Genomic DNA, 18,889 nt, shown 5'->3' with positions numbered 1-18,889 from the left:
AATTCTGATATAATAAATTATAAATACAAGGGACGGTTAATAACTTTACTAGAAGTTATTAACCGTCCCTATTCTATAGTTTAGTATATTACGTATGAGCTCTTACAAATAATAGTTTATATATTTGAATAAGAATTAGAGGCATAAGGGAGAGTCCATATATCATAGCACGTTGGGTTATTGTTAAAGTAGCTACTTCGAAAACTCCCATAAATGGCTTAAAGCTTAAAACAAATTCTAAAAGTAAATAACCTAATATAGTGGCAATCCATAAATATTTATTTGAGAAAACTCCTATTCTAAATATTGATTCTTGTGACCTAGAGTTAAATCCATGGAGCAGTCTTGATAAACACAGTGTTGCAAAGGCCATTGTGCTTGCAACCACAGTATCACCGGTGGATAATCCTATATGGAACGCTGTCATTGTACATAGTGCAATTAGTAACCCTTCAAGTAGTACTTTTATTGAAAAGGATTTATTTAATATAGGTGAGTTTATATTTCTAGGTTTTTCATCCATTATATTTTTATTATGAGGCTCAAGTCCTATTGCAATAGCTGGAAGGCTATCTGTAACCAAGTTGATAAACAAAAGGTGCACTGGTGCAAAAGGCATTGGAAGCGCTGCAAGTGAAGTATAAAGCACCGAGATTACAGCGGCAGAATTTCCAGATAATAAAAATTTGATTGAATTTTTTATGTTTGAATATATACTTCTGCCATTGGAAATTGCCTTTACAATGGTTGAAAAGTTATCATCCATAAGTACTATAGAAGCAGCATCTTTAGCAACCTCAGTACCCGTTATTCCCATAGCTATACCAATGTCTGCTTGTTTTAAAGCAGGGGCATCATTTACACCATCACCGGTCATTGCCACTACATTTCCTCTTTCTTGCCATGCTCTTACTATTCTTATCTTATGTTCAGGGGATACTCTTGCATATACAGAAATATTTTCCACCTTAGATTTAAGCTCTTCATCATTTAAGGAATCAATTTCATAGCCTTCTATAGCAACAGATCCATTATTTAATATACCTATTTGTTTAGCTATGGCAGAAGCGGTTATTTTATGATCTCCAGTTATCATTACTGGCTTAATGCCAGCCTTGATACATTCTGCAACTGCGACTTTAGATTCCGCTCTTGGAGGATCCATCATGGAAATTAGACCTACAAATGTCAAGTCATTTTCATCGCACGTATCAATTGTTTTTCCATTTTCTATTTCTTTATAAGCAAAAGCTAAAACTCTGAGTCCACTTTCAGAAAATTCCCTATTTACCCTTTCAATTTCCGTTTTATCATCATCAGTGAGGGTTTTAACTCCACTTGATGTAACAATAGTTATCGTCCTTAATAAAAGTACATCAAGTGCACCCTTGGTTATCATAAAGGTTTTGTCTTTAAGTTTATTTGCTGTACTCATTAGTTTTCTATCGGAATCAAAGGGTACCTCGAAAGCTCTTGGATAGTCTTTTCTGATATCTAGCTCATCCAAATCGTATAATTCACCTAGGTTTACAAGTGCAACTTCAGTGGGATCACCAATCTCTTTGTCTTTAATAGTTACAGCATCATTACATAATAGCGCCATTAGTACAAGATTCTTTTCCAAAAGATTATCATGGTCAAGTTCATCATGCGACAATACTTTTTCATCAACATATACCTTTTGTACAGTCATTTTATTCTGTGTTAGCGTTCCAGTTTTATCTGAGCATATCACTGAAATGCTTCCCAAGCTTTCAATTGCATGAAGCTTTCTTACAACCGCATTTTCATGAGACATTTTTTGGGTTCCAATGGCAAGAACTATTGTTACTATTGAGCTTAAGGCTTCAGGTATTGCAGCAACAGCAAGAGATACAGCAAACATGAAGGAGTCAATAATTGCATAGTCTCTAAATATATTGAGAGCGAAAATAAGAGTTGATATTGCAAGTATAACAAAGGCAAGTTTTTTACCGAAGTTATCCAAATTAACTTGTAATGGAGTCCTCTTTTCCTTTGCAGTTTCTAAAAGGTTAGCTATTTTACCTAGTTCTGTTTTCATTCCAATAGATGTAACTAAAACAACAGCTCTTCCATAGGTTATAAAACTTCCGGAAAACACCATATTTTTTTTATCACCAATTGATAAATTATCCTCATTTATTATATTTGTTGTTTTTAAAACGCTTTCTGACTCACCTGTTAAAGAACTTTCATTTACCTGAAGACTGTAGTTTTCAATTATTCTTCCATCAGCACTTACATAGTCTCCTGCATCTAAATATAAGATATCTCCAACCAGCAATTCCTTTGAAGGGATTTCTAGCTTTTGACCATTTCTTAGAACCTTGGCTGTGGGAGAGGAAAGAGCCTGAAGGCTTTTTAAAGATTGTTCTGCTTTAATGTGCTGAAGAGTTCCAAGAATCGCATTTATAACAATAACTACAATTATAACAAGTGTACTCTCAAACTTTGAAAGGAAGGCTGATATTATTGCAGCGCCTATAAGTATTAATACTAAAAAGTCTTTGAACTGATCTAAAAACACATGTATGTGACTTTTTCTAGCAGCTTCAGTTAATTCATTAAAGCCCTGTTCTTCCCGCCTGTTTTTTATTGCAAGGTCATCTAGTCCTTTGTCATTAACCCCCAGAGTGCTCATCACTTCTTTTGATGTTTGATTATAAAATATTTTCATTATTGTCCCCCTTCTCAAAGTAGGATAGTGTAAGCACTATCTCTGTTTTATTACTATAAAATGAAAAATAGTTAATAAAAATAGATATAAAACCTATTGATTATAGTAACAGGGCAAAATAAAAAAGACTCTACAATTGATGGTTATATCAATTGTAGAGTCTTACTAAACTTTAGAAGTTATCAAAGCCGGGATTTAATCCGTGGTGACGACTTTGAACCTGCTAAAAAAAACAGGAAGTTACTCCCTCTACATATATTATTTTGTAACCCGTACATAATCTTTATACTCATATACTAATATTTTTAAGTGAATTTGTCAACATAAATATATCAAATATTCAATATATTAAGAGATGAAGGTAACTGCAAATGTTAATTATGATAAAAATAAGAGAGTGTAAGTACATAATTTTTAATGACATTTCAGAAGGAAAGTCTCCCACTTCTATAAGCAAGAGTACCTACTATAAGTAGGAGTTACTTACCCTAACAAATAGAAAACTTCAGTCGGAGTATAAATCTCCTTTTGAAGTCGTCAATGCACCTTCTGCGAAGCTGTTGCAGCTCCGTAGAAGATTTAATGGTAATATTTAAAATAAAAAAGTATAAATCATGATATAGTATAAGGGTAACCTTCCGGATGCCCTTAAAAAAACAATAAATACATAATGAAATAGGTGGTATAAAGGTTGCAGATTGGGGGTGGAGTATGAATAAGGATATTAATATATTAGTGATAGAAGATGATGATTATATAAATAGTATGTTAGCTAGACTTTTGCAAAAAGATAATTATAACGTAAGACAAGCTTATTCAGGTACAGAGGCTATGATGTATATTGAAAACAATGATTTTCAATTGGTACTACTTGATTTAATGTTGCCTGGAATGAATGGAGACGAAGTATTAAAGGGTATAAGGGAAATTAAGCAAATGCCAGTAATTGTGATTTCAGCGAAAATAGATAAACAAGATAAAATAGATATGCTAAAGCTAGGAGCAGATGATTATATTACAAAGCCTTTTGATATAGGGGAGGTTTCAGCTAGGGTTGAAGCAAATATTAGAAGATATATGGATTTTAATAATAGTGATAATTGTGAGCGGAATTTAACATATAAAGATATAGTTCTAAACAAAGAAACTAAAGAAGTTATTGTAAATAACCAGGAGTTAATATTAACAGCTAGAGAATTTACAATACTTGAGTTGTTTCTGTCTCACACTAAAAAAGTATTTAGTAAAGCTAATTTGTTTGAAAGTGTTTGGGAAAGTGAGTATTTAGGAGATGACAATACAATTAATGTTCATATGAGTAATATAAGAAATAAATTACATAAGGCAAATCCTAATGAACAATACATAGAAACAATATGGGGTATGGGATATAAAATATCATAAAAAATAACTAGTAAATATACTAGTTATTTTTTTATTCTTAAGGTTTTCTTAAGGAGTTCTTTAATTTCTCTTATGCATTGAGTATTAAGATAAATATATAAGAAATAAAAAATTTGGGGGAGTTAAAGTGAGTGAAGTTTTAAGGCTAAGTAATATAAGTAAAGTTTATGGAAATCAAAAGGTGCTAGATAAAGTAGAGTTATCTATAAATGAAGGAGAAATTATTGGACTTGTAGGTCCGAATGGTGCAGGCAAGACTACGTTAATGAAAATTATTACGGGTCTAGTTAAAAAATATGATGGAGATGTTTATATAAAAGGAGAAAATATAAAAAGTATTAAAAGGTGCAAGACAAAACGGATTGGTTGTGTTATAGAAACACCAGGCTTTTATCCGGATTTAACAGGTTATGAAAATTTACTTTTTTTCGCAGCGGTATCTGGATTAGAAGATAAGAAAGAAATAGATGAAATTATTAAAAAATTAGGTATTGACGGTTATATGGATAAGAAAGTCAAAAAATACTCATTGGGAATGAAGCAAAGATTAGGAGTGGCCCAAGCAGTTTTATCATATCCACCTATATTAATATTAGATGAACCTACTAATGGATTAGATCCTGCAATAGTGCCTCAGCTTAGGGAATTTATAAAGTACATAGCTGAGGAAAAACAAACAGCGGTATTGATGTCAAGTCATATTCTTTCAGAGATTGAGCTTATGTGTGATAAAGTTGCATTTATACAACAAGGCATGCTAATAAAGGTTGAAAATTTAAAGAAAATTAAAAAAGATAATGATGTTGTTGCTTTTAAAACTAGTAAATTACATGAACTTAAAACACTTTTTGAAACTAAAAATTTAACTTATAAAATTTTAGGGGAAGACACTATTCATGTAACTATAAAAGCTTTTGAATTAGAAAGCTTAATTTTAGATGTAAGCTCTGCAAAAATACCTTTTACAGGAGTATATGAGGTGAAGGAAAGTTTAGAAGAAAAATATTTGAGGACTATAGGAGATGAGTAAAATGCTTAAGTTATTAAAGTTATCTTACCTGAATGTTAAAAATATAGTACGTTCGACAGAGTCAATATTATTAATTTTAGCTGCTTTTGCTTATTCTATTATGTGGGTTGTTTTAGTTCAGATAAGATCAATGAAATCATTTCAAATTATAGATCATACTTCTGAATTTGGGCGGTTTCTATTTATTGCAATATTATATATGAGTGTGTCAATTCTTCGAAATGATATAAGATCTAATACTACTACAACCCTCTTTACAGGAGTTTTTACAAGAGTTGAAATAATGTTTTCTAAAATAATGTCACTAATTATGTTATCTGTATTTGTTTCAATATTAGTGGAATTAAATTGTTTATTGGTAGCTATATTACAATATAGCAAAATAGGAATTTCTGGATTTTTAAGCATAAATCATTTACAAATAATTATTACTTATAGTGCGGTAACATTTTCAATGGGATCGCTAATGATTCTTATAATTTCTATTACTTTTAGCGAAAAGAAAAGCATTTTGCTTATTATATTATTTTTAAGTGCTATAAATTTTTATAATGCTGGATTGATAATTAAAGTCTTTAGGGAACCATTATTTATTGAAAAAATTTCAATTTACGCTAAAACACCTTTTTACATTTGGACAGATTGCACAATGAATTTAACATTGGGAGGAGCCAATAGATACGAATTATTAATAGCTGTAGTTTATGGCGTTATTTTTTTAGCATCTTCAATGTTTATTATAAATAAAAGGGGGATTAAATAGAGGGAGTATTGTTTAGCGACATTTCAGAAGGAAAGTCTCCCAATTCTATAAGTGGGAGTTACATGCTATAACAAAAATAAAACCTCAGTGGGGGTCTAAATCTCCTTCAGAAGTCGTTAATATTGCAGCACCGAAGGTGATGATTTGATGGCTATTTTCGTCAAATGTTATAATAATGGAGGGATTAGATTTGAAAAGAATATTAAATGTTCTTACCTTGGAAATGAAAAGAAAAAACTTCATTAAAAACATAGTAATTAGTGTGGTTATCCTTATACCTATATTCCTTTTGCTTTTAATAATAGATAAATCAAAATATATTTCTTTTGTAGTACTTACGGCTATTCCATATATATGGTTGACTAGTTTCTGTTTTTCATTAGCACAGGAATTTGAAAATAAGACTGATAGAATAATTTTTACTGGTATATTTAGTAGAAGTGAAATAATTATTTCAAAATTGATTAGCTTTTGTATGATGGCTTTAGTTTATCTTATATTTTATGAAATTGTAGCAGTTATATTTAGTATATATGGTGGACAAGGTACTTCAAATTTATTAAATATTAAAACCTTAGGAAATAATTTGTATGTGTTTTTAATTTATGCATTTACAATAGGTTCTTTTATATTGCTGGTTTCAGCCTGCACAGCTAATGGAATATTTACTGGCATAATTACTTATGTCTTGTATTTTGATTTGATTTTGGTACTACTGGCACAGGCACTATCATCAAGCAAAAATGAAACATTAAAAGGTGTTATAAGAAATTCACCATTTTACAATGCTAATATAGGATTTTATCATTTGAAATACAATTTTAATCAGTCAATGGTGATGCTTATTAGTGGGTCTATATTTCTTATAGCAACTTGCATTATAATTAATAAAAAAAATATGTAAAGAAAGGGTGCAGCACATTATGAATAATGTAATAGTAAAAACTACAGCAGTTTCAAAGATATATAAAGGAATAAAGGTACTAGATACTGTTGATATGACTATTAAGAAGGGGCAGATATATGGACTTATTGGATTAAATGGAGCGGGTAAAACCACATTAATGAGGGTTATAGCTGGCCTTTGCGTAAAGGATAGGGGAAGTTTGGAGTTATTTGGGAAAAGTGATGAAATTAATATACAATCTAGTCGAAGGCGTATGGGGTGCTTGATAGAAATACCTGGAATTTATGTTAATAAGACTGCTTATGAAAATTTAGAAATTGAAAGGATTCAAAAGGGTATACCAGGAAAAGAGTGTATAGAAAAAGTTTTAAATGATGTAGGATTAGTAGATTTAAAGAATAAAAAGGTGAGAAATTTTTCTAAAGGCATTAAACAAAAATTAGGAATAGCAATGGCACTTCTTAGTGAACCAGAATTTTTAATGTTAGATGAGCCTATTAATGGATTAGACCCTATTGCAATAATACAGATAAGGGAGTTATTAAAAAAGCTAAACATTGAAAATGGAGTTACAATGTTAATATCTAGTCACATATTAGCAGAACTTCATCAACTGGTAAATTGCTATGGAATAATTCATAATGGTAAACTCATAGAACAAATTACAGATAGTGAATTAGAGGATAAATGTAAAAAACTTATTCACATTAAAGTAGACGATGCTGCAAAAGCATCAGTTGTGTTAAATACAAAGTTACAAACAACAAATTTTCAGGTTTTACCTAATAATATTATTAAATTATATGATTATGTAGATAATGCAGGGAAAGTGTCGAAGGCCCTTTCAGGGGAAGGAATTTCAGTAGAAGAAATTATGCCTATGGGAGATGACTTAGAAGATTACTTTACTAAAGTAATAGGTGGTGCATTAAATGCTTAATTTATTAAAAGTTGAATTTTACAAATTGAAAACATCAAAAACATTCAAGTTGATATTAGTATTAATGGTAGTTCAATCAATTTTGTGTCCTATAACATTTAGTAAGGAAATGACGGGGAAACAGGTGCTATTACAGGTGTTTGGGGCACAAGAATTTATAGCATTATACATGCTAATAGGCGCGTTTGCGGCATGTTATATAGGTGATGAATTTAGCACTGGATGTATAAAAAATTTAATTGCTTGTGGGCATAAAAGACGGGATATTGTTATAGCAAAAAGTATATCTTATTATGTTGGAATCGCAATGATAAGTTTAACGTCTCCAATTTTAATTACTATAATAAACACTATTATGAACGGATATGGTGAAGTATTTACTTTGAATTCACTTGCATTTATACTTGAATTATCGTTTCTTATGGTTCTTATATATATTGGCATAGGAAGTATTGCAGTTTTAATATCATTTATGTCTAGAAATAGCATAATTACAGTGGGAGCGTTCATTTTAGTAGATACAGTTAATAGAGTTTGCAGAGGTTTAATTTTTCGAAAATACCTTATTATTAAAATTTTAAATAAAACTATATTTGGCCAATCATTGTTTTTGGACACGGATTATGTTGAATTTTCACAGGGGTTTAAAATAATAGGAATCTCTATAACAACAATAGTAGTTTTAACATTATTAAGTGTGTATTTTTTTAACAAAGCAGAGATTAAGTGATTTTAGAAAAAAACATATATAGCAAAGGTGGGAGATAAAGTGATATTTATAATTGTAGGACTATTAGTTGCATCAGTGATTTTGTTTGCTCGCTTATTTTATATGAAAAAGCAAGTAATAAGTGTAACAAATCAGCTTATAGATATCAATGAAAACAATATAGATAAAAAAATAACTATAGGTCTTATAAATCCAGAAATTGAAGCATTAACTAAAGTTATTAATGACACTATAAATATGAGAAAACAATGTGAAGCAAGCAAAATTAAATTTCAGAATGATCTAAAACAAAACATTGCAAATATGTCACACGACCTTAGAACGCCATTAACATCAATAAAGGGATATATTCAATTTTTAAAACTAGATAATATAAGTGATGAAGAAAGAGTGGAATATTTAAACATAGCGGAGCAGAGGACTAAATCTCTTGAAAGCTTATTAAATGATTTTTATGAACTATCTTTAGTTGAATCCCAAGATTTTGAATTGGATTTTGAAAAAATAAATATTACCAATATATTGCAAGAAATATTACTTGGCAAGTATAGTGATTTTACAAGTAGAAATTTGAAGCCCAATATACAAATACCAAATCAAAACATTTATATAATAGCAGAAAAAAAATCTTTAGAGCGAATAATTGAAAATTTGCTAAGTAATGCTATTAAATACGCAAGAGATAATGTATCAATTTATTTAGAAACCAACTCAAATGTGGTATTATTAAAAATAACAAACACAGTTATAAATTTATCTTTAGAAGATGTAGAAAAGATTTTTGACAGATTTTACATGGCAGACAAAACCCGCTCAGAAAAAGGAACAGGACTTGGACTTTCTATTGTAAAAACATTAGTAGAAAAAATGAATGCAATCATAACAGCGGATATTATTAATGACGTGTTATGCATTTGTTGTGAATTTAAAAGACTATAAAAATTGCCACCTACATGTAGGTGGCAATTTTATTTCTTAAATAAAATTTTGACTTAATCTTTCAATAACACGGTTTTCACCCATAACTTGCATTACTTCATGTAAATCTTGAGTTTGTGTTTTATTGGTTATTGCTACCCTTACTATTGTGGCAACATCTGATAGTTGACCTATAAATAAATCTGGATTCTTTTTATAAGTTTTAGCATTTTTTGCATACCCAAGTTCGAGTGCTAGCGCTTTAAGGGTTGCAAACCAGGTGTCATTATCATGGGAATGATCATATACATCTATATAGCTAGTAAGTACTCTTCTTACCTCATCCATTGGTATATGGGTAGGGAAATTGTAACTACCTTTTATGCTGTTTTTATAAAGATCATCAAAGAAATATTCAATATGTTCTTTTACATCTAACCATTTTACAAAATCTTTTCTTGGCTTTTCATTTTCTCTTTCAATATTAAATATTTTTTTAGAATAATCTTCATTTTCAATTAGTTCATTTGCAATTGTAGTATCATAATGTTTAGCCCAATTAAGATAAAGGTCGTATACGGTGGATGCATCCATAGTGGCTATAACATTTTTACTAATATCATTAAGTTTTAAAATATCAAATAGAGCTCCACTTTTGCTCATGTTTTCAAGGGTGATATTAAAGTTTGTGCAAGGTTCATCTTCATGGGTATCTCTCCACTCTTGAAAATTAGAGTTAATAAGATTTACAAGGTACTCAGTTACAGCTATAAAAGGATAACCTTGAGATTTATAAAAATCTACGGAAATTTCAGGGTCGTTTCTTTTACTGAGCTTACGTTTTGATGTCCCATCCATTTTCATAATTGTAGGTATATGAGCGTATTCTGGAGGAGTACATCCTAACATTTCAAATAGTTGCAAATGTATAGGAAGAGACGAAAGCCACTCTTCACCACGGATTACATGGGTTGTTCCCATTAAATAATCATCTACTGCATGTGCAAAATGATATGTTGGAATCCCATTAGTTTTAAGGATCACAATGTCTTGGTCGTTTTCTGGCATACTTATAGTTCCTTTAATTAAATCATTACAAACTACTCTTCGACCTGATTCTTCAGGAGATCTAAGTCTTATAACATAAGGTGTGCCTTTTGATAACTCAGAATTAATTTCATTAAGACTAGAATTTCTGTGAATAGCCCATTTTCCATGATACCCTGTATTAATTTTAAGTTCTTGTTGAGTTTTCCTTGTGTTATCTAAAGCTTCTTCAGTGCAAAAGCAAGGGTAAGCTAATCCTTTTTTTATTAGTGATTTTACAAAAGCATGATATATACTAATTCTGTCGCTTTGTTTATAAGGTCCATATGTACCCTTTTCATTATCAGAATCTACAACTCCTTCATCAAAAAGAATTCCAAAATCCCTTAGAGTGTTAGTGGTGTCTTCAATGGCGCCAGCAACCTCTCTCTTTTTGTCAGTATCCTCTACTCTAAGATAAAATATTCCTTCGCTTTGATGAGCTAGTCTTTCAGATATAAGAGCCGCAAATACACCTCCAAGATGCTGGAAGCCAGTAGGACTTGGGGCATATCTTGTAACCATAGCATTAGGTTTAAGATTTCTTTTTGGATAAAACTCTCTATAGTGTTCTGGAGTTGTGGTTATGTTAGGGAGCAGTAAATCTGATAGTTTTATATAATCCATTTTAATCATCCTTTCTTATAAAAGTGAAGCAATGTACGTGATAATTTAATTAAAAATAAAAAAACCTATCATCCTATAATAGGATGAAAGGTAAACTTATTGGTTATCTTTAAATTGAAATTACAATTACTTTTCTTTTCCATTATAGTTAACACTAATTATACATATATTATCTAGATTGTCAACATACAACAAATTATATTTTAAGCAAAAATTAACAATATATATATATTGGGAGATAACTTGGCGTCAATTTTATAATAAGGCTAGCATTTAGAATTACATAAGGTGTCAAGATGTAGTTGTATAGAATAGAATAGCATCACGAGTGGAAAAAGTATAAGAAGTCAAAGCTTTAGAAGTGCACCTATGGCTACTGAAAAAGCAATAAAACTATACAAATGTCTAGGTTTTGAAAAATAAGGTATAATATATAAAATAAATGAAACATATAATTAGAAGTTATCAAAAGTAAAGACTTAAGGGAAAAATATGGAAGTGAGATGATGATATGGGAGCATTGGTTCTGCTAAGCGATTTTACTGAAAAAGATAATGTTAATTTGAAAAAAAAGATGAAAGAATTATTTTTAGATAAAAAATATACTTTAAGCTATATACCTTCAATGACTGATAGAAATTTAAAGTGTTTTGAAAAAACAAAAAATAAGTTAAGTGAATACGGGAACTTCGAATTTAATTATTTTGATATAGATTATTTTTGTAATATAGAAAAAATAGATAAAATATTTAAATCGGAAGTAATATATCTATCATCAGGGAATACCTATTACTTTTTAAATAGCTTAAAGAAAAGATATTTTATAACTAGACTTAGAAGGTATGTTGAAAATGGAGGTTATGTTATAGGATTAAGCGCAGGGGCAATAATGATGGCAAAAGACATATCAGCTGCACAATTTGGTGATGAAGATATAGTTGGATTATCAGATTTATCATCTTTAGATCTAGTTGATTTTGACTTTATGCCGCATTGGAATCATCACAGTCATTATTTAGAGGATTTAAAGGAATATTCTAACAATACGGGCAATACAGTTTATACATGTAATGATGGCGATGGAATCATTGTGATTGATAATAAATTGCACTTTTATGGGGATATAAAAATGATAAAAGAAGGTGAAATAAGGAAAGCTTAGTTAAAAGTCGATGTAATAATTTATACATCGACTTTTACTGGAAATATAAAATATTAAATAGTTGCATTAGCAAGTCTAAGTTTAGTCTTATTATTCTTGAAAATTTGATGCATCTCTAGTATTTCTAAAGAAATATAAGTATATTTAATGAATATAGCAGCTGTAATGAAGGATATCATGTCCGATACAGGATAAGCAAGCCATGCTCCAAATACACCCATATCCAAACCACTTACAAAGGCATATACTAGTGGAATAAATACTATTAGTTGTCTAAAAATAGATAATTTTAAAGAGGCTTTAACTCTATTTATAGCTTGGCAATAGGCGATTGATAAATAATATACTCCAATGCAAGGGAATACAGCTATAACTACTTTAAAAGCCTTTGCTGTCTGTTGTATAATGGCAGGATCATTTATAAATAATCCTATAAGTTGTTTTGAAAAGATCATGAATATTGCCCATAATAAAGTTGAACTTACAGATACTGCAATTATAGATGTTTTAACAACTTCTTTTAATCTTGTATAATTTCCAGCACCATAATTATATGCGGCTATAGGTTGCATAGCTGAACTTATACCCATAATCGTCATAAACAAAAACATTGAAACTCTTGTAGTTAAACCAACTGTTACGATGGCCAAATCTCCGCCATAAGAGGCTAGTAAATTGTTTAAGATAGCAGCGACTACGGCATCTGATATCTCTATTATAAAGGTTGAAAACCCAACACATATTATTCCAATTGATACTGCTTTATTAAGGGTTAATTTAAAAGAAAATTTTAATCCCTTTTTTATTTTTATAAATACAATTAAAACATATATAAAAGCGATTATCTGAGATACTACTGTTGCGATAGCAGCTCCCTTTACTCCATATGAAAATACATTTACTAGGAAATAATCTATAATTACATTACAAATTGCTCCAATAGAAGTACTTAATAAAACTATTTTAGTGTTTCCAAAAGCAGTTATAATATAAGATGCAATTAATGTAAAGGATTGAAATAAAACTCCCATTAATATTATACTTACATAATCTTTTGCAAGAGGAAATGTATTTTGCGAAGCACCTAAGCTAAGTAAAATTTTATCTTGAAAAATAAAAATGCTAAAACTAAACACAGATATTATTATAAACATTAGAACTATAGCATTAGGTATAATAATTCTTAAATTTTCAAAATCCTCGTCTCCACAGCTTCTTGCAACGGCGGTAGAAGCACCAATGGCTATAAGCATAGATATAGCTAAAAATAATCTTTGAATTGGAAAGGCTATGGTTAAAGCACCGATTGCATTAGCTCCTATTGATTGTCCCAAAAACATAGAATCTACCATGTTGTACATTTCTGCTACCATTAAAGAAATTATTGCTGGCACGGAAAATTTTAATAACAGTTTCCAGATTTTTTCCTCGCCAAACATTTTATTGCTTTCTGTGACGCTACTCATTGTCATGAAATCCACTTCTCCTTAATCAATTTGTTTCCTTAATATTATTATACGCTGTTATGAATATTTTAACATTCACACAATTGCTACATAAAAAGTACAAAGTTGCTGACATGTGAGAATGGATAATACTTAAATAACAAAAAAACACCTTAAAACAGGTGTTTTTGTACTTCTTGAAGAACTATTAAGGTAGAACCATAGCCTTCAATCTTTATTATGTTATTATAAACTGCAGTTTTTTTTGCAAAAGATAAAGAAATATTGGGAGCAGAAATCTTAGTTAGAATTTTCCATTCATCATAACCCAGTCTTTTCGGCTTACCCATGCGTAACCAAATATCGTAAGCTGATCCAACTTTTTCTCCAATTTCATATTTAATAACTTTATAGTCATGCACTAAATTTTTAATGGATAATGATATTTTTCTTTCAGTAATATTTTTACTACCCTTACCTTTAGATAAATCCTCTAACTTAATCAGGGTATTAAGTTCATCACTGTAACTGTAAAGTAAGACCTGGATATCTTCATCTTGCCTTGTGATAATATATCCATCACCTTGGTCTACAACCTCATTTCCTAGTTTTGATAATAAATAATAAGCGTAGTAGGAAGCTTTCTTTATACCATCTAAAGTAAGTAGGCCTGGTGAACCAAAAAACAATTCGTTGTTTAAAATTGAGTTCTCCTCCACGGTATCAAAAGCTTTTAGGGTGAGCAGACTGCTATTGTTGTTAATAAAATTATGAATAATATATGGAAGCATATAGGAAGAATCATAAATAGTATTTATAGCTTTAGGAACATTAAAAGGATCCTCTATTAAATTTTGCAATTTATATTTTACAAAAATTTCGCGAGTAATATTTATGTACTCTACAGATAAATCCTTTGAGGCTTGGAATTTCCACAGCTTTACTACCTCAATTCCATATATATTAGCAAAATATAGTATAAAGCTTTCTAAAAGTTTTATGAAAGAACTTTTATCTTCAAAAGTCTGATTCAAAATTATTAATGGTACAAGGGATATATCCATTAAGAATTCTAAAAGTTTTTCAACTTCATTCCAATTTAAAAACCTTACATTCTCATTGAAATATATTTTCATTTCTTTTCCAAATAGGTTTTGAACTATACCATTTTTAAAACCTATAGCATCTTGAATAGCTCTTAAATATCCTTGTTCCCGTGCTTTAATAAGTTCTTTTGCTTGTCCTAAATTTATTTTTTCCTTCCATTTATGTTGTAATTCTGTGCTTGGGTATGCGAAATCTGTTTGGAGTTTTATAATTTTGTTAGTATAGTTAAATCTATCATAGTCCTCTAAATAATAAGATAAATACTGAAGTGAGCTAGATAAATCATAAGTTTCTACTTTTTTAAAGCTATCAAATTCTTCCTCTGGTATATGATATTTTTTTCTGAATTGCAGAGGAGTACACTTGTAGTAATCTTTAAAGCTCTTATTATAATACCTAGCATGAGAAAAGCCAACATCCAAAGAAATATCTGAGATTGTTTTATCAGTATCTAATAGTAGTTTAATAGATTCATCTACTCGAACATTATTTACTAAATCTTTAAAAGTTGTTCCAGAGATGTCTTTTATTTGATGACATAAATAGTAAGAACTTAAGTATTCTTGATTAGCTATATCCTGTAAAGTAATTTTATTCATGTAGTTATTATATATGTACTTGATGATTCTATGATACCTCTGAAATTGCATTACATTTTCTTTTAAAGCGTTCTCATAAGTAAGATAGTGAAAGTTATTTATTAAATGGAATAATAATTTTACTAAAACAGCATCTATATGATCGTCAAAGTTTTCACTTTTTTGTATTACCTCGCAAGCTAGTATAGATAAGTATTGCCTTAAAATATCATATTTTTCTTCATGTTGTGCACCTTCTTTACTAGAGTTCGTATAAAAATAAATATTTTTCATATCATCATAATACTTTTCAAAAAATGTAAAATCCAAGTGAAAAATTAAAACCTTATTTTTCTCATTTGAATAAATTCTATGGGGTTCATCACAATTTATGATTTCAAGCTCATGTGCGTATACTTCATAATTCTCTGATTCTATAAGTACATTAATAGTGCCCTCAAGCACAAAGATTATTTCTATAGAATTATGCCAATGGATTGGATAATCCTTTATATTCTCAAGGGAAATGCTTATAGGTAAATCGTTTATATAACTTATATATTCTTTTCTCATTGTAATAACCTCTTCATTAATTATTATGTATAGGTATATTATACATCATGAATTTAAAAGTTATACCCACATGGTAAGTTGCAGGAAAAAATAAAAATATGGAGGGTTAACAATTTACTGAAAAATTACATAATAAATGAATAATATGGAAACAATATTATTGTAATACTTCAAGAATTGATATGTATTTAGAAGTTGTAAGGAGGAGTTAATGGGGAAATATATTTATATTGTTATTTCAAGAACACCAACTTCTACAGGCAAGATAGTTAGAAAATTTTTAAAAGAAAAATATAATCATGCATCAATTAGCCTGGATAAAAATTTAATTCAAATGTATTCCTTTTGTAGATTTTCAATTAGCAATCCCCTTGTAGGAGGTATAGTGAGAGAAAGTGCATTTACGCTTACCATAGGACTTGAAAAAGATGTTCCTATTAATGTATATCGGATACCAGTAACTGTTAGAAAATATGAATTAATAAGTAAATTCATATATGATATATATAATGATACTGAGATATATTACTATAATTTTCTTCAAGCTATTGGGATTATTTCTAATAAGAAGCATGCTGTTTACAAGACATATATATGTTCTGAATTTGTCATGGAAGCATTAAGGCAAGGAGGGATCAAGCTTACTTCATTAGAACCCTATCAGATAACACCAACAGAAATTTGTGACATTATGGAAAAGTTTATTTGTTATTCTGGAAATCTCAACGACTATCCATTTAAACAGAAGGTAAAAACAAAAGAGGATGAGCTTTTCTTTTGTAAAACAGGTTTTCTTTATGAATGGGTACATACGCTTAGACATTTTTGGAAGGTTATATATAGAGATATGAATAGCAAAAAAAATAGTAGTAGGATCTAAATTTAAATTGTTGATAAAGTGTCTTATTTAGGGTAGTAACATATAATGCAAGAATTAAAAATAAAAATAAAACATATAAATCGTATGTATCAATAATTTATACATCTGATTTATATGTTTTTTGCATTGAGATACACTAAAATGTAGATTATACTTTAAATATGAATTTTTAAATTAGGGGGAAAAACGATGGATAATTATCATCATACAATTTCTATAAAGTTGGAATTAAATGAAGAAGAATATGAAGCTATTAAAAGTTTGGAAGCTGCTTGCTATGAAAAACAAAAAATTAATTTGAAATTAGAACTTGGTCTTAAAATGCGCCAAAGAAAAAAAAATGTAAAAAATAAAATTGTTGGAGAGTTCCTATATTATGAAAATGAAATTCTAGTAGGTTATTTAGGCTTATGCAATTTCGGAGGAGCTACAGTAGAAATAAGCGGTATGGTACACCCTAATTTTCGTAGAAAAGGAATCTTTAAAAAACTATATTTAATTGCTAAGGAAGAATGGCAAAGAATATGTCCTCAAGAGGTGTTAATGATATGTGACCATACATCGGTTTCGGGCCTTGCATTTATTAACTCCATTGGAGCAGAATATGGTTGTTCAGAGTATAAAATGTGCTTAAATAAGAAAGTATTAGAGGCTACTCCTAGCAATGTAATTAAACTTAGATTGGCATCAACAAGTGAAGACGCGGTTGAAATTGATAGGCAAAGTTCTATTTATTTTGGAACTCCTAAAAAAGATGCTCATGATAAAGAGGATAAAATGGACATGGAAAAACCGTCAATTAATGTGGATGATAATTTTATTAGTTATATGGCTGAGCTTAATGGGGAAATTATAGGTAAAATTCATATTTGTATAAATGATAATGAGGGGTTTATTTATGGAGTTGGAGTAATTCCAGATTTTCGAAGAAAGGGATATGGACGAGAAATTTTAAATTCTGCCCTTAATATATTAAATAATAAAAATGTAGATAATATTTTTATTGAAGTTTCTAGGTCAAATAAAAATGCACTTGGACTTTATGAATCCTGTGGATTTGAAGAAATTTCTGTAATGGATTATTATGTAGTATATTAAAGCACTAGATGTTCATTATATCTACTGAGGAACATCTTTTTTTATATTGATTTCGATTTAAATCTATTAAATGCTTGTTATTTTACTGATTAACTTTGGAGTTTGTTGAGTGTAACCTTTACTGTATTTAATTCAAGTTTTCTAATTTGGTGTTTTGTATACACCCTTATTTCTTTTTTTGGAACACTTATAGGAGATTTAATCATTATATCTAGGAATGAGTTGGTTAACAAAAGAAAAAATCTATAAAATAATATTTATAGATTTTTTTCTTTGAATTCTAAATATCCATTTTTTCTTAGTTTACAAGAGGGGCAGTCTCCACAACCATTACCTTTTATTCCATTATAACAAGTTAAAGTATCCTCTTTAACTATATCAAGTACACCTAAATCATAAGCCATTTTCCAAGTTTCTGCCTTGTTAATCCACATTAAAGGTGTTTCAATTACAAAATCATAACCCATAGCTAAGTTTAAGGTAACATTTAGAGATTTTATAAATACATCTCTACAATCTGGGTATCCACTAAAATCACTTTGAGATACACCAGTTATAATATTGCTTATACCTCTTTGCTTTGCAAACACAGCTACAAAACTTAAGAATAATAAGTTTCTTCCATCTACGAAGGAATTAGGTACACTATCTTTAGGTGCTGACGTGTCCACCTCTATATCTTTTCTTGTTAATGAATTTGGTGCTAGTTGGTTTAATAGGTTTAAGTCTAAAAAATGATGCTCAACGCCGTGCTTTTTACATATATCCTTTGCACATTCGAGTTCTAATATATGTTTTTGACCGTAATCAAAAGATACAGCTATAACTTCTTTATATCTCGCCAGCGCCCAAAATAAACAAGTTGTGCTATCTTGTCCGCCACTGAATACTACTACTGCTTTTTCTCTATTCATAATTAATACGCCTCCCCTTATTTACTATA

Annotated in this window: 16 protein-coding genes; 11 read left to right on the top strand and 5 right to left on the bottom strand. The window is 29.6% G+C overall.

The window, feature by feature from the left end; all coding sequences use genetic code 11:
- Window positions 1-88 precede the first annotated feature (88 nt).
- Window positions 89-2,698 (bottom strand): cation-translocating P-type ATPase, encoded by a 2,610-nt coding sequence (locus tag ACWJKE_RS09345; RefSeq protein ID WP_462958752.1) that lies wholly within the window; start codon window positions 2,696-2,698, stop codon window positions 89-91.
- 711 nt (window positions 2,699-3,409) lie between these two features.
- Here ACWJKE_RS09345 and ACWJKE_RS09340 point away from each other — a divergent pair.
- From ACWJKE_RS09340 to ACWJKE_RS09310, 7 genes are all read left to right on the top strand, one after another.
- Window positions 3,410-4,102, top strand: coding sequence for a response regulator transcription factor (locus tag ACWJKE_RS09340; protein ID WP_462958751.1), 693 nt, complete (start codon window positions 3,410-3,412; stop codon window positions 4,100-4,102).
- A gap of 127 nt (window positions 4,103-4,229) precedes the next feature.
- Window positions 4,230-5,132: an ABC transporter ATP-binding protein gene (locus ACWJKE_RS09335; protein ID WP_462958750.1), complete on the top strand. Its 903-nt coding sequence runs from the start codon at window positions 4,230-4,232 to the stop codon at window positions 5,130-5,132.
- A gap of 1 nt (window position 5,133) precedes the next feature.
- Window positions 5,134-5,895, top strand: coding sequence for a hypothetical protein (locus ACWJKE_RS09330; RefSeq protein WP_462958749.1), 762 nt, complete (start codon window positions 5,134-5,136; stop codon window positions 5,893-5,895).
- 190 nt (window positions 5,896-6,085) lie between these two features.
- Window positions 6,086-6,799, top strand: coding sequence for a hypothetical protein (locus ACWJKE_RS09325; protein ID WP_462958748.1), 714 nt, complete (start codon window positions 6,086-6,088; stop codon window positions 6,797-6,799).
- A gap of 19 nt (window positions 6,800-6,818) precedes the next feature.
- Complete coding sequence (locus ACWJKE_RS09320; protein ID WP_462958747.1) at window positions 6,819-7,742, top strand: ATP-binding cassette domain-containing protein; 924 nt, start codon at window positions 6,819-6,821, stop codon at window positions 7,740-7,742.
- Complete coding sequence (locus ACWJKE_RS09315) at window positions 7,735-8,472, top strand: ABC transporter permease (RefSeq protein WP_462958746.1); 738 nt, start codon at window positions 7,735-7,737, stop codon at window positions 8,470-8,472. Before ACWJKE_RS09320 ends, ACWJKE_RS09315 begins: the two co-directional genes overlap by 8 nt.
- A 39-nt stretch (window positions 8,473-8,511) precedes the next feature.
- Window positions 8,512-9,411: a sensor histidine kinase gene (locus tag ACWJKE_RS09310; protein WP_462958745.1), complete on the top strand. Its 900-nt coding sequence runs from the start codon at window positions 8,512-8,514 to the stop codon at window positions 9,409-9,411.
- Window positions 9,412-9,447: 36 nt separating this feature from the next.
- On the opposite strand, the gene gltX is transcribed toward ACWJKE_RS09310, so the two are convergent.
- Complete coding sequence (gene gltX / locus ACWJKE_RS09305; protein ID WP_462958744.1) at window positions 9,448-11,103, bottom strand: glutamate--tRNA ligase; 1,656 nt, start codon at window positions 11,101-11,103, stop codon at window positions 9,448-9,450.
- A 511-nt stretch (window positions 11,104-11,614) separates the two neighbouring features.
- On the opposite strand from gltX, the gene ACWJKE_RS09300 reads away from it, so the two are divergent.
- On the top strand, window positions 11,615-12,265 hold the full coding sequence (locus ACWJKE_RS09300) for a Type 1 glutamine amidotransferase-like domain-containing protein (RefSeq protein ID WP_462958743.1): 651 nt from the start codon (window positions 11,615-11,617) through the stop codon (window positions 12,263-12,265).
- Window positions 12,266-12,318: 53 nt separating this feature from the next.
- Here ACWJKE_RS09300 and ACWJKE_RS09295 read toward each other — a convergent pair whose 3' ends face one another.
- Complete coding sequence (locus ACWJKE_RS09295; RefSeq protein ID WP_220319922.1) at window positions 12,319-13,737, bottom strand: MATE family efflux transporter; 1,419 nt, start codon at window positions 13,735-13,737, stop codon at window positions 12,319-12,321.
- Window positions 13,738-13,883: 146 nt separating this feature from the next.
- Window positions 13,884-15,968, bottom strand: a complete 2,085-nt coding sequence (locus tag ACWJKE_RS09290) for a helix-turn-helix domain-containing protein (protein ID WP_220286444.1) — start codon at window positions 15,966-15,968, stop codon at window positions 13,884-13,886.
- A 211-nt stretch (window positions 15,969-16,179) separates the two neighbouring features.
- Between ACWJKE_RS09290 and ACWJKE_RS09285 the strand changes: the two genes are divergently transcribed.
- From ACWJKE_RS09285 to ACWJKE_RS09275, 3 genes are all read left to right on the top strand, one after another.
- A complete protein-coding gene (locus ACWJKE_RS09285) occupies window positions 16,180-16,848 on the top strand; it encodes a hypothetical protein (RefSeq protein ID WP_216302728.1) in 669 nt (222 codons plus the stop codon).
- Between the two features lie 189 nt (window positions 16,849-17,037).
- Window positions 17,038-17,946 (top strand): GNAT family N-acetyltransferase, encoded by a 909-nt coding sequence (locus ACWJKE_RS09280; RefSeq protein WP_216302729.1) that lies wholly within the window; start codon window positions 17,038-17,040, stop codon window positions 17,944-17,946.
- Window positions 17,947-18,048: 102 nt separating this feature from the next.
- Window positions 18,049-18,195: a DUF2651 family protein gene (locus ACWJKE_RS09275; RefSeq protein ID WP_369811888.1), complete on the top strand. Its 147-nt coding sequence runs from the start codon at window positions 18,049-18,051 to the stop codon at window positions 18,193-18,195.
- Window positions 18,196-18,203: 8 nt separating this feature from the next.
- Here ACWJKE_RS09275 and queC read toward each other — a convergent pair whose 3' ends face one another.
- The gene (gene queC, locus ACWJKE_RS09270; protein WP_216302731.1) at window positions 18,204-18,860 is read right to left on the bottom strand and encodes a 7-cyano-7-deazaguanine synthase QueC; all 657 of its coding nucleotides are present in this window, start codon (window positions 18,858-18,860) and stop codon (window positions 18,204-18,206) included.
- Window positions 18,861-18,889: the final 29 nt, after the last annotated feature.

It is taken from the genome of Clostridium sp. CM036 (assembly GCF_055081135.1).
The sequence above is the reverse complement of the archived record's forward strand: the minus strand, read 5'-3'. Positions and strand labels throughout refer to the sequence as shown.

Excerpts from the sequence above, each read along its gene's own strand:
- ACWJKE_RS09345 (WP_462958752.1), bottom strand. The coding sequence starts at position 2,698 with ATGAAAATATTTTATAATCAAACATCAAAAGAAGTGATGAGCACTCTG.
- ACWJKE_RS09340 (WP_462958751.1), top strand. The coding sequence starts at position 3,410 with ATGAATAAGGATATTAATATATTAGTGATAGAAGATGATGATTATATA.
- ACWJKE_RS09330 (WP_462958749.1), top strand. The coding sequence starts at position 5,134 with ATGCTTAAGTTATTAAAGTTATCTTACCTGAATGTTAAAAATATAGTA.
- ACWJKE_RS09320 (WP_462958747.1), top strand. The coding sequence starts at position 6,819 with ATGAATAATGTAATAGTAAAAACTACAGCAGTTTCAAAGATATATAAA.
- ACWJKE_RS09315 (WP_462958746.1), top strand. The coding sequence starts at position 7,735 with ATGCTTAATTTATTAAAAGTTGAATTTTACAAATTGAAAACATCAAAA.
- gltX (WP_462958744.1), bottom strand. The coding sequence starts at position 11,103 with ATGGATTATATAAAACTATCAGATTTACTGCTCCCTAACATAACCACA.
- ACWJKE_RS09300 (WP_462958743.1), top strand. The coding sequence starts at position 11,615 with ATGGGAGCATTGGTTCTGCTAAGCGATTTTACTGAAAAAGATAATGTT.
- ACWJKE_RS09295 (WP_220319922.1), bottom strand. The coding sequence starts at position 13,737 with ATGACAATGAGTAGCGTCACAGAAAGCAATAAAATGTTTGGCGAGGAA.
- ACWJKE_RS09290 (WP_220286444.1), bottom strand. The coding sequence starts at position 15,968 with ATGAGAAAAGAATATATAAGTTATATAAACGATTTACCTATAAGCATT.
- ACWJKE_RS09285 (WP_216302728.1), top strand. The coding sequence starts at position 16,180 with ATGGGGAAATATATTTATATTGTTATTTCAAGAACACCAACTTCTACA.
- ACWJKE_RS09280 (WP_216302729.1), top strand. The coding sequence starts at position 17,038 with ATGGATAATTATCATCATACAATTTCTATAAAGTTGGAATTAAATGAA.
- queC (WP_216302731.1), bottom strand. The coding sequence starts at position 18,860 with ATGAATAGAGAAAAAGCAGTAGTAGTATTCAGTGGCGGACAAGATAGC.